This window comes from Phormidesmis priestleyi ULC007, assembly GCF_001895925.1.
GTDB classification, from domain to species: Bacteria; Cyanobacteriota; Cyanobacteriia; order Leptolyngbyales; family Leptolyngbyaceae; genus Phormidesmis_A; species Phormidesmis_A priestleyi_A.
This window is the reverse complement of record NZ_MPPI01000073.1, coordinates 1-9,411: the sequence shown is the minus strand read 5'-3', so window position 1 is coordinate 9,411 and position 9,411 is coordinate 1. Positions and strand designations below refer to the sequence as shown.

General features: G+C 48.4%; 9 protein-coding genes. 5 read left to right on the top strand and 4 right to left on the bottom strand.

Going from position 1 to position 9,411, the window contains the following annotated elements:
• Positions 1-374: 374 nt before the first annotated feature.
• The gene (locus BRW63_RS26360; protein WP_073075288.1) at positions 375-1,190 is read right to left on the bottom strand and encodes an acyl-CoA desaturase; all 816 of its coding nucleotides are present in this window, start codon (positions 1,188-1,190) and stop codon (positions 375-377) included.
• A 274-nt stretch (positions 1,191-1,464) separates the two neighbouring features.
• On the opposite strand from BRW63_RS26360, the gene BRW63_RS26355 reads away from it, so the two are divergent.
• The gene (locus BRW63_RS26355) at positions 1,465-2,694 is read left to right on the top strand and encodes a methionine gamma-lyase family protein (protein ID WP_073075287.1); all 1,230 of its coding nucleotides are present in this window, start codon (positions 1,465-1,467) and stop codon (positions 2,692-2,694) included.
• Positions 2,695-3,234: 540 nt separating this feature from the next.
• Here the strand turns inward: BRW63_RS26355 and BRW63_RS26350 are convergent.
• The gene (locus BRW63_RS26350; RefSeq protein WP_073075289.1) at positions 3,235-3,717 is read right to left on the bottom strand and encodes a hypothetical protein; all 483 of its coding nucleotides are present in this window, start codon (positions 3,715-3,717) and stop codon (positions 3,235-3,237) included.
• 142 nt (positions 3,718-3,859) lie between these two features.
• Here BRW63_RS26350 and hetZ point away from each other — a divergent pair, with 142 nt between their 5' ends.
• From hetZ to BRW63_RS26335, 3 genes are all read left to right on the top strand, one after another.
• The gene (gene hetZ, locus BRW63_RS26345; protein WP_181314513.1) at positions 3,860-4,987 is read left to right on the top strand and encodes a heterocyst differentiation protein HetZ; all 1,128 of its coding nucleotides are present in this window, start codon (positions 3,860-3,862) and stop codon (positions 4,985-4,987) included.
• 12 nt (positions 4,988-4,999) lie between these two features.
• The gene (locus BRW63_RS26340) at positions 5,000-6,025 is read left to right on the top strand and encodes a hypothetical protein (protein WP_073075285.1); all 1,026 of its coding nucleotides are present in this window, start codon (positions 5,000-5,002) and stop codon (positions 6,023-6,025) included.
• Between the two features lie 138 nt (positions 6,026-6,163).
• Positions 6,164-8,401, top strand: a complete 2,238-nt coding sequence (locus BRW63_RS26335; protein WP_073075284.1) for a transglutaminase TgpA family protein — start codon at positions 6,164-6,166, stop codon at positions 8,399-8,401.
• Here BRW63_RS26335 and BRW63_RS26330 read toward each other — a convergent pair.
• Together BRW63_RS26330 and BRW63_RS26325 are read right to left on the bottom strand one after the other, a co-directional pair.
• Complete coding sequence (locus BRW63_RS26330) at positions 8,376-8,759, bottom strand: HEPN domain-containing protein (protein ID WP_073075283.1); 384 nt, start codon at positions 8,757-8,759, stop codon at positions 8,376-8,378. The genes BRW63_RS26335 and BRW63_RS26330 overlap by 26 nt on opposite strands.
• Positions 8,749-9,114, bottom strand: a complete 366-nt coding sequence (locus BRW63_RS26325) for an SH3 domain-containing protein (RefSeq protein ID WP_073075282.1) — start codon at positions 9,112-9,114, stop codon at positions 8,749-8,751. Before BRW63_RS26325 ends, BRW63_RS26330 begins: the two co-directional genes overlap by 11 nt.
• 20 nt (positions 9,115-9,134) lie before the next feature.
• Here BRW63_RS26325 and BRW63_RS26320 point away from each other — a divergent pair, with 20 nt between their 5' ends.
• Complete coding sequence (locus BRW63_RS26320) at positions 9,135-9,383, top strand: DUF4129 domain-containing protein (RefSeq protein WP_073075281.1); 249 nt, start codon at positions 9,135-9,137, stop codon at positions 9,381-9,383.
• The last annotated feature ends 28 nt before the right edge of the window (positions 9,384-9,411 follow it).

The window sequence follows — 9,411 nt, the reverse complement described above, 5'->3', positions numbered from 1 at the left end:
GAGTTTGAGAGCGTTAGTCTTAACCTCAACCCGTTGGGATCAATTCTGGAACAAGCTGAATCAATATGGCTTTTCCATTGCGCTCTAAGGGTATCAAATAAAGGTCGCACCCGTTGTTTGTGTCAAAACCAGCATACCTAGATTCTCATCACTTCTATTCCGATCCTGACAGGACTTCTCAATTATTTCTATGATCTAGCTCATCTTTCAATTCAGATCAATTCACTGTGAAGTTGCACAGGATAAAACAATACAAAAGCTAGACCAGGTAGGAACTTCAATATCTGCAACCTAGGCAGCCTCAGACAGAGTTGGTATCAAGTGCTGATACTGAAGGATGAATCGAGAGTGAATTCATCCTTCAATAGTTGACGCTATTCCTCTCCGGCTAGCTTCACTTTTGTGGCTAACCCTAGCGATCGTAAGAGTCGGATCGTCATCCAAGTCATATCAATTTCCCACCATTTCATGCCATGACGGGCAGAATGTTGGTAAGCGTGGTGGTTGTTGTGCCAGCCTTCGCCATAAGTCAGAACTGCGACCCACCAGCAATTTTTGGAGTGATCTTCTGCGTCATAAGTCTGGTAGCCAAACTTATGAGTGGCACTGTTAACAAACCAGGTGCAGTGAAAAACCGCCACCAGTCTCACAAACACACCCCAAACCACAAAAGGCCAGCCTCCAATTAAATAGAGTACAGCGCCTAATGCGATCTGGATCGGAAAGAAATTTTTGTGAAGAAACTTATAGAATGGATCATCACAAATGTCTTTCGTAAAGCGAGCAATTTGATCTCTACAAGGAATCTCATAGAGCATCCAACCCATGTGACTCCACCAAAAACCCTGATTAGAATCATGGGGATCTGACGGCTGGTCAGAATTTAAGTGGTGAATTCGATGCATGCCAACCCAATCGATCGGACTCCCCTGACAAGAGAGCGCACCACAAGTCACCAAAAAATATTCCAACCATTTAGGAGTCTGAAAGCTGCGGTGAGTCACCAGACGATGAAATCCGAGTGTGATACCCAAACCGCCAGTTACCCAGTGCAGGAAAACAGCGACACCCACGGCTGCCCAGCTAAAGTTGCTAGGCAGCAGGGCAAAGAGTGCCCCGATATGCACCGCCGCCATAAATAAAATGACAGGGAAATCGAGGCGGAGTTGTTTTGAAGTTGCGACAGTCATGCAATAGTCTCGATATGGAACAAGGTACCTAGTCTGTGCGAAACGTGAATTAAATGTGGGGGCATGGCACTGCCGTGCCCGTTGCCATCGCAAGCAACGGATATTATTCAATCCACAATCTCAAAGTGGAGGAAGTAGAAGATCGGAAGGTATAATAAACTCCCCTATCTTTTGGTTCCCTTGCCGTGTCAGAGTCGATGATCGAACAGACAACCCAAATGGGATCAAGCGATTCGCACACTCCACTTTAACGTTCTAACCCAACACCACCGTGATGGATAGCTCCACAAAGCTACAAGCAGCAGAAAAAGCACTCCTCCCGATTTTTTCTGGTATTGACGCTCAGGTCAAGAAAAACTTAACAAGAGTCCTCAATGCCTACCGAAATCATCGGATCGGCGTTCACCATTTCGCGGGTGTCACGGGCTATGGGCATGACGATCTGGGTCGGCAAGTGCTCGATCGCGTCTTTGCCGAGATCGTCGGAGCAGAAGCGGCGGTGGTGAGAGTGCAGTTTGTTTCTGGCACTCACGCGATCGCGGCGGCTCTGTTTGGGGTGCTGCGTCCCGGCGATGAAATGCTGGCGGTTGCAGGGGCACCCTACGACACCCTCGAAGAAGTGATCGGACTGCGGGGCACTGGGCAGGGATCACTCAAAGAGTTTGGCATCGACTACCGACAGTTGAATCTAACTTTGGAAGGAATGATCGACTGGAGTAACCTAGCTCACGCCATCAAATCGAATACTCGCCTCGTGTCGATTCAACGATCGTGCGGCTATTCATGGCGACCCAGTTTGACGATCGCCGAGATCGAGAAAATCATCCATCTCGTCAAGCAGCAAAACCCCGATACGGTTTGCTTTGTCGATAACTGCTATGGCGAATTTGTTGAAGATCGAGAACCGACTGCCGTTGGTGCAGATTTAATGGCAGGTTCGCTGATCAAAAATCCAGGCGGGACGATCGTGCCCACAGGGGGCTATATCGCAGGTCGAGCAGATTTAGTAGAGGCGGCTGCCTGTCGGCTCACGGCTCCGGGTGTGGGCAGCTTTGGGGGAGCGACCTTTGACTTAAATCGGCTTCTGTTTCAAGGATTGTTTCTCGCGCCTCAGATGGTCGGAGAAGCGATTAAGGGCAATCATCTGACGGCTTATGTGTTTGAGCAGTTGGGCTATCCGGTCAATCCACTCCCAATGTCACCGCGATCGGATGTGATTCAAGCGATCAAGCTCGGTTCACCAGAGAAGATTATTGCCTTTTGTCGAGCGATTCAAAACCACTCTCCGATCGGTTCCTATCTCGACCCCGTTCCAGGTGAGATGCACGGCTATGAAAGCCAACTTGTGATGGCGGGCGGCACCTTTATTGACGGCAGCACCTCCGAATTCTCTGCCGATGGGCCTTTAAGAGAGCCTTACGTCGTGTTTTGTCAGGGTGGGACTCATTGGACTCATGTGGCGATCGCCCTAGAGGCCGCGATCGCAGCAGTAGGAGCCGCCTAATGCCTGTTATCTATTCCATCTCAAAATCTTTGTTTGATGTGATCACTGCAACTCTTACAAACATCTCCACCCATGCTCAATTTATCTTTTTAAAACGCCACTTAAAGCATTGATAAAGATTAAACAGAAATCGTTAATTTGAATTAATAAACCTCCGCCAAATCTCTTAGAAACCTCATTCAATTCGCGTAGTTTTCACCGATTTTTAGTCCATAAGTTTCAAGAGTCTGTATTAAACGTAACCGTTTTTACCACGTAGGTAATCGCTTCTAGCAGGAGCGATCGTATAAAGATTAGATGAACTAGGAGCCTTAAAATATAAGGATTCTGTTTGAATATCTGATTCTCCCTTAAAACAGCCCATCCGTAGGTACAATCAGTAAGAACCCGTAAGTAATACGGTTGACCGGGGTGCTGCTTTAACTTGATTCGAGAAGAGACTGGAGACATGAGATTTCAAGAAGATTTTTTCTGAATTATTTCTCAAGATCAACAGTCCCAAACTTGATTAAATGAGCGCCTAACTTAGCCAGAAAATACTTAAGCAATATCACTCGGAATATTGACTTGAGTATCTGCATCTACCTGACTTTGCAAAAACTGATGGACTAAGGTTTCCAATTCGGCTCGTTGCACTTCTGTTCCTATCGTCACATTCCCTGGTGTTTCAAAAAAGATAATGCTGTAAATACTCGTCATTGCCAGCATTTGAAACAAAATATCCATGACCGGAACAGGCACCGCAATCATATTCGGATCGGAAAGCGCAAAAGGGCCTGCTGCCACATCCTTTAAAGTGGGAAACGCATAAATCACGTTTTTCTCAATCTCTGATTCGGTACGATGACCCAGGGTCGTCATGACCCAACTGTCATCTAACGTTTGCATCACGTAATATTGCAAATGCCGCAATCGTTGAGCCAGGATTTTAAGCGCTGGCGCGATCGACTCAACCAGTTGAGGGGTTGAGCCATCTTGAGGGGCACCTTCAACGAGCGCCTGAGTTTGTTGGTCTAAGTCCATTGCCAAATCCATCCAAAATAATCAGGGTTTCTTCTACCTATCATTGTGATCTAGCTGTCCCAAAATTGAGAGAAAGCAATTGATTTGTAAGACCTTAGAAATCGTTGGGGATGTTTGCCAGAGCGTGGAAGCAATCTTTCAAATGCTATTGAGCGAATTGAAACAGGCAACCACTGCATCTGAGCAAAGAAGTTGTAACGGCGTTGCCGATCGCTTAACCCAAGAAGTCGGTCGCATCTGCACCGAAAGTAAGCGCATTCAAGCCTCTGGAGAAGCAGACGCTTGGGCAACCGCTCTAGCACGGCACCGACTTCAGCAATGTCTGACCTACTATAGTCTGGGTTCGGTGCGGGGGCGGGTCGAGCTGCACAGCAACTTAAGTGCTGTCGTTTATCGATACATTAACCCGTCTATGAGCCAAGCGAGCTATCAAGCCCGTCTGACGCTGATCGAAGACTTCCTGCAAGGGTTTTATGTCGAAGCGTTAACCGCTTTTCGGCGAGAAACTCAACTGGGCCCGACTTATACGCCGCGCACGCTCATAGAGCTAGCCGAATATATGGCGTTTACAGAGCGCTACGGCAAACGGCGAATTCCGCTTCCTGGGAACCGCAATCAACAGTTGATTATTCTGCGGGCACAAACCTTCTCACAGCAGCAGCCCACCGAGACGCTGGTCGATTTAGAACGGGCAGCCGAGGGCACTCTGTTAGAGTCTGAAACTCCGTGGAATGTGGCATCGATTCAGCAAGTTCGAGAGCAGATGGTCGCTCAAGAGCCAGAATTGCCAGAAGACACCCTGCGCCAAACGGTGATCAAAGAACTGGTCGCCTATCTAGAAGAGCGCAAACAAGCAGACTGCATTGAATATTTTGTGCTGCGTCTGCAAGATCTCCCAGCTAACGAGATTGAGCAAATTCTCAAGCTAACCCCGCGCCAACGAGATTACTTACAGCAGCGCTTTAAATACCATTTAATCAGGTTTGCTTTTTCTCATCATTGGGAACTCGTCCACCAATGGCTAGAAGTTGACTTAGAGCGCAATCTGGGCTTGTCTAACAAGCAGTGGCAAGCGCTGCAAGAGCAGATTACGCCCCAGCAAGGTACGCTATTGAAGATGAAGCAGCAAAAAATGCCCGACGCGGCGATCGCGCAGACGCTGGGCTGCACCATTAACCAAGTTCAGAAACAGTGGTTTAAACTGCTAGAACAGGCTTGGGAAATTCGGAATGACCAAGATTCCGGAGGAAGCCAATCTCCTCATGAATAGGGTGTTATCACAATGGATCGTGACTCGGAAGCGTTACAGAAAAGTTACCTAAAACTTTTGCAGGAACTTGGTTTGACCCCTCCTGACGTGGTTGACGGCAGCGACTTAAAAATTGTTGCCGCCGCCATGCAGGATGATCTGACTGACCCGCAGCGCTTAGATTCTGAGATGTCATTCGATCCTGACAGCCCCTTTGAGGAGGATATGCTACTAAAACCGGGAGAAATACCTGCTGTGCAAGACCGTTTTTATACCCTGCTGAAAAATCGTCTACAGATTGAGATCCAAAACAAGCCGCCTCTATTCCCCTGGGAAAAAGAAATCTCCGATTACGGTTCGGAAACAGCGGACTCTGAAGTTAAGCAACCTGTTTTTTCAGCCGCCTCACTGTGGATGGCTCAACTTCGTCGTCTCAGTTTGCCTGTCCCCCTGCCTGAACTCGTGCTTTTAGACCTGTTAGAGCAATGTCAGTCAGTCTTACTGTCCCCTCTACGCGAAGGTGCCAAGCTTGTTAAAGCGGTGGATTCCTTTTTCCCAGGGCAATCGCGGCTGTTGAACGATGTGGCTGGATACATTATGGTGTCTCCCGCCCGTTCAACTGCGGTTAGCTTGCAGCAGCTTGCCGCCGAAGCAGGCGCAGAGTTACCCAGTCAATATGAGGACGCGATCGAAACTCAGCAAATGGCGTTGTCACTGCTGGCAGCCCGCGAGATTATGAGTGCGCTGACGCTAACCGTCTCGCCCAAACAGCCGACGATCGAGCGGCAATGGCTCACCGATCGAGGCATCCTCACGTTAAAGACCGAGTACCAGTTTGGTCAGGAAACTGGGCGACTTCAAATTAAAGCAGAACTACCCTGCGGTGGAAGCTTGCAGTTTCAGGGAGAGCAGTGGCAAGCGCTGGCAGATCGTAAAGACGCGGGCAGTCTGAGTGTAGAACTTCGGGAGTTGAGTCTTAATCGCACTTACCCACTAGAAGTGCGTTTAGGCGAAGCAGACGTAATGACTTTTGCGATTCGCCCTATGAGCGCCGGATAGAAGAAGGGGTAAAGGGTAATAAAGGGTAAAAAGCTAGAAAGAAATTGGTAGAGTCAGGTGGAGCATTCTCAGTCGCCTCTGGGTGCACAGGGGCACTATGAACCTTAAATGTATCTTTCTACCCTTTACCCTTTCTAAATGAGACAGTCATGGTGGCAACGAGTTAAAGCCTTGCCAATGCCAGAACCCGAAGAGTCGATTCTGTTTAGGATCTTGACTCAGGTATTGGTGAGTGTCGGAATTGTGGCGACCGATCTTGCCGCCGATACCACCTTTAGCCTTTGGGCAGTGCCGCTCAGTCTGCTGGGAGCTACTTGGAGTTGGATGCGTCGCCGTGAGCGCAACATTCCGACTAAGTTTTTGCTGGCGATCGGGATGCTGATCGCATTGGCGGCGTTTTTTGTCCGCATGATCGGCGGACGAGAACTCAATGACACGCGACTGGTATTGGCAGAACTCCTGATTCAACTTCAGGTGTTGCACAGCTTTGATATGCCTCGCCGCAAAGACTTGGGCTACTCGATGGTGATCGGCATTATTTTGATCGGGGTTGCTAGCACTCTGAGTCAAACGATGGCATTTGGCGGAATGCTGCTGGTGTTTTTGGCGATCGCGCTCCCTGTCTTAGTGATGGACTATCGATCACGACTAGGGCTAACGCGATCGACTCCCACAAAAGCCAAACTCCGCAAGGTCAACTTTGCGGCTCTACCGTTGACCTTTTTCTTAACCTTGGCGCTGGGGCTAACGGTGTTTGCCGTGATGCCCCGATTTTCTGGCTACCAACTGCGAAGCTTTCCGATGAGTTCTCAAATTGCAACTCAGGGGAAGTTTGACAACAGCCGGGTCAACAATCCTGGCTATGTGCGCGGCGGCAAAGCGGGAACAGGACAAGGGAGCGGACAGAGCAACAGTGGGCAGATGGATGAAGATTTTTATTATGGCTTTAGCGATCGCATCAATCAAAATCTGCGAGGACAACTCAAGCCAAGAGTCGTGATGCGCGTCCGTTCCCAAGCTGAGGGATTTTGGCGGGTGTTGGCGTTCGATCGCTACACAGGTCAAGGCTGGGAACTCTCGCGCAATCGCGACACGAAAACCATCAAGCGTCCTGGCTGGTCATATCAGTTTTATTTGCCTCAAACCTTTAGTCGCAGTCGCAAAAAAGAGGTCGTTCAAACCTACACGATGGTGACTGAGTTGCCAAATTTGATTCCGGCACTGTCACAGCCGAGAGAGCTTTATTTTCCGACTCAAGAAGTGGCGATTGACGCAGAAGGGGGTTTGCGATCGCCCGTCGGACTGCAAGAAGGCTTAACCTATACCGTGATTTCAGAAGTGCCTTATCGCGATCGGACTTTGTTGCAAAAAGTGGCGATCGAGGCGGTTCCTGATGGCAGTTTGTATCTACAAATTCCTGAGAAAACTTCAGAAAAAATCCGCAAGCGTACAGAAGAGCTTTTAGCAACCTCGCCTCAGCCGATTACGGCCCCTTATGAGAAAGCGTTATTTTTGGCGCAGGCGTTGAAGCAGCGATACGCAATTCAGCCTGATATGCCACCTTTGACGAAAGATCAGGATCTCGTAGAGGCATTTCTGTTTGGCTTCAAAGGTGGCTACCCCGATCACTTTTCGTCTGCGTTGACGGTGATGTTGAGATCGATCGGAATTCCGGCTCGGCTCGTAGCGGGGTTTGCACCGGGTCAGTTCAATCCATTCACCGGACTGTATGAGGTGAAAAACACCGACGCTTATGCAATGACCGAAGTGTATTTTCCCAACTATGGCTGGTTTGCGTTCGATCCGATTCCAGGACACGAACTGGTTCCGCCGTCGATCGAAGAAGACCAAACTTTCACGGTGCTGCAAAAGTTTTGGAAGTGGGTTGCGGGCTGGTTGCCGTCGCCCGTGACGAGTGTGCTAAATCGCGTGATTGGCACGATCGTGCAGTGGCTGGGAGGCATCCTCTCATGGCTCGTGGGGCTATTGTTCCGAGGCTGGATCGGGCTATTTAGCGGCTTAATTCTATTAACGGGATTGAGTTTTCTGAGTTGGTTGAGTTGGCAAGGCTGGCAAAAGTGGAGCGATCGGCGCAGACTCCGCAAATTGCCACCGATGGAAAGTCTTTATCAGCAGATGCTGAGTTGGTTAGCAAAACAGGGGTTGCGTAAGCACCCGACTCAGACCCCGCTAGAGTATGCGCGTCAAGAAGAATTGCAGACGGGCGATCGTGCCCAAACGATTCAAGACATCTCTCAAGCCTATGTGAGATGGCGCTATGGGGGGCACTCTCCAAATCTGCGAGAGCTTCAGCAACGATTTCGAGAAATGAGAAAAAGAGAGGAAAAGTCTAGTTTTGCAAGTTTTCTAAAATAAAAATAACTTCTTGGGACAACTCTAAAGAAATCTCTGCGATCGCGATTAATCCAGGGAATTTATCCGTGTAGTCTGCTTGATTTCGATACAGTCTTAGTCGCCGCAAATTGTCAGCGATCGTTTGATTATTGGGTTCGGCGTTAAGTCTAAATTGTTGAGCAACGTCGCGATGAGCTTCCCCGGTTTGTGAAACAGGAAGCTTTTTGTAATCTCGTAGATAATTTCGTGCTGACAAAAAGGCGGCATAATAGGCGCGACTAATCGCTGTTCTTTGTCTAGCTTCTAGATTTGCAGGAGTCGTTGATTTTCTAGAGAGTTCTTCTGCAAGCGTCAGATATTGTTTCCAGTCAAACGACATCCGAATACTCCAGCAAAACACAGATTTTGCCCCACACTTGACGTGAAACTCCTCGCCACCAATCTTGATCTAAATGTCTTAAACGTTTAAGTGCTTCTTGAGGATCAAGGCTCGTCAAAATAACCAGGACTATTTCTATGTCATCAGCAAGCTCTGGATCAACTCTAATGTCAAGAAAAAGCTTTTCAGTGGGGAAGTAATGCTGAATACTAGCGGGGGCTTCTAGCAAAGTGTTAACGATCGCTGGAGATCCTTCCAAAAATCTCAGAATCTCCGATCGTTCCTTCAGCGTGTAAAACCTTTCTAAGGTGACAATTTGAGTTTGAGAAAGACTGACTGGAACAGTATTTGACATAAATGTAAACCTCAAATCTGATGCCATCTTTTTTCTACTTTACATTGTTGCAGATGGGCGATCGTGTCCAAACGGTTCAACACATTTCTCAAGTCTATGTGAAGTGGCGCTATGGGGGACACTCTCCAAACCTGCGAGAGCTTCAGCAACGACTTCGAGAGATGAGAAAGACAAAAGTGAAGGGGTGCGACCTTTATTTGATACCCTTAGAGCGCAATGGAAAAGCCATATTGATTCAGCTTGTTCCAGAATTGATCCCAACGGGTTGAGGTTAAGACTAACGCTCTCAAACTCAGA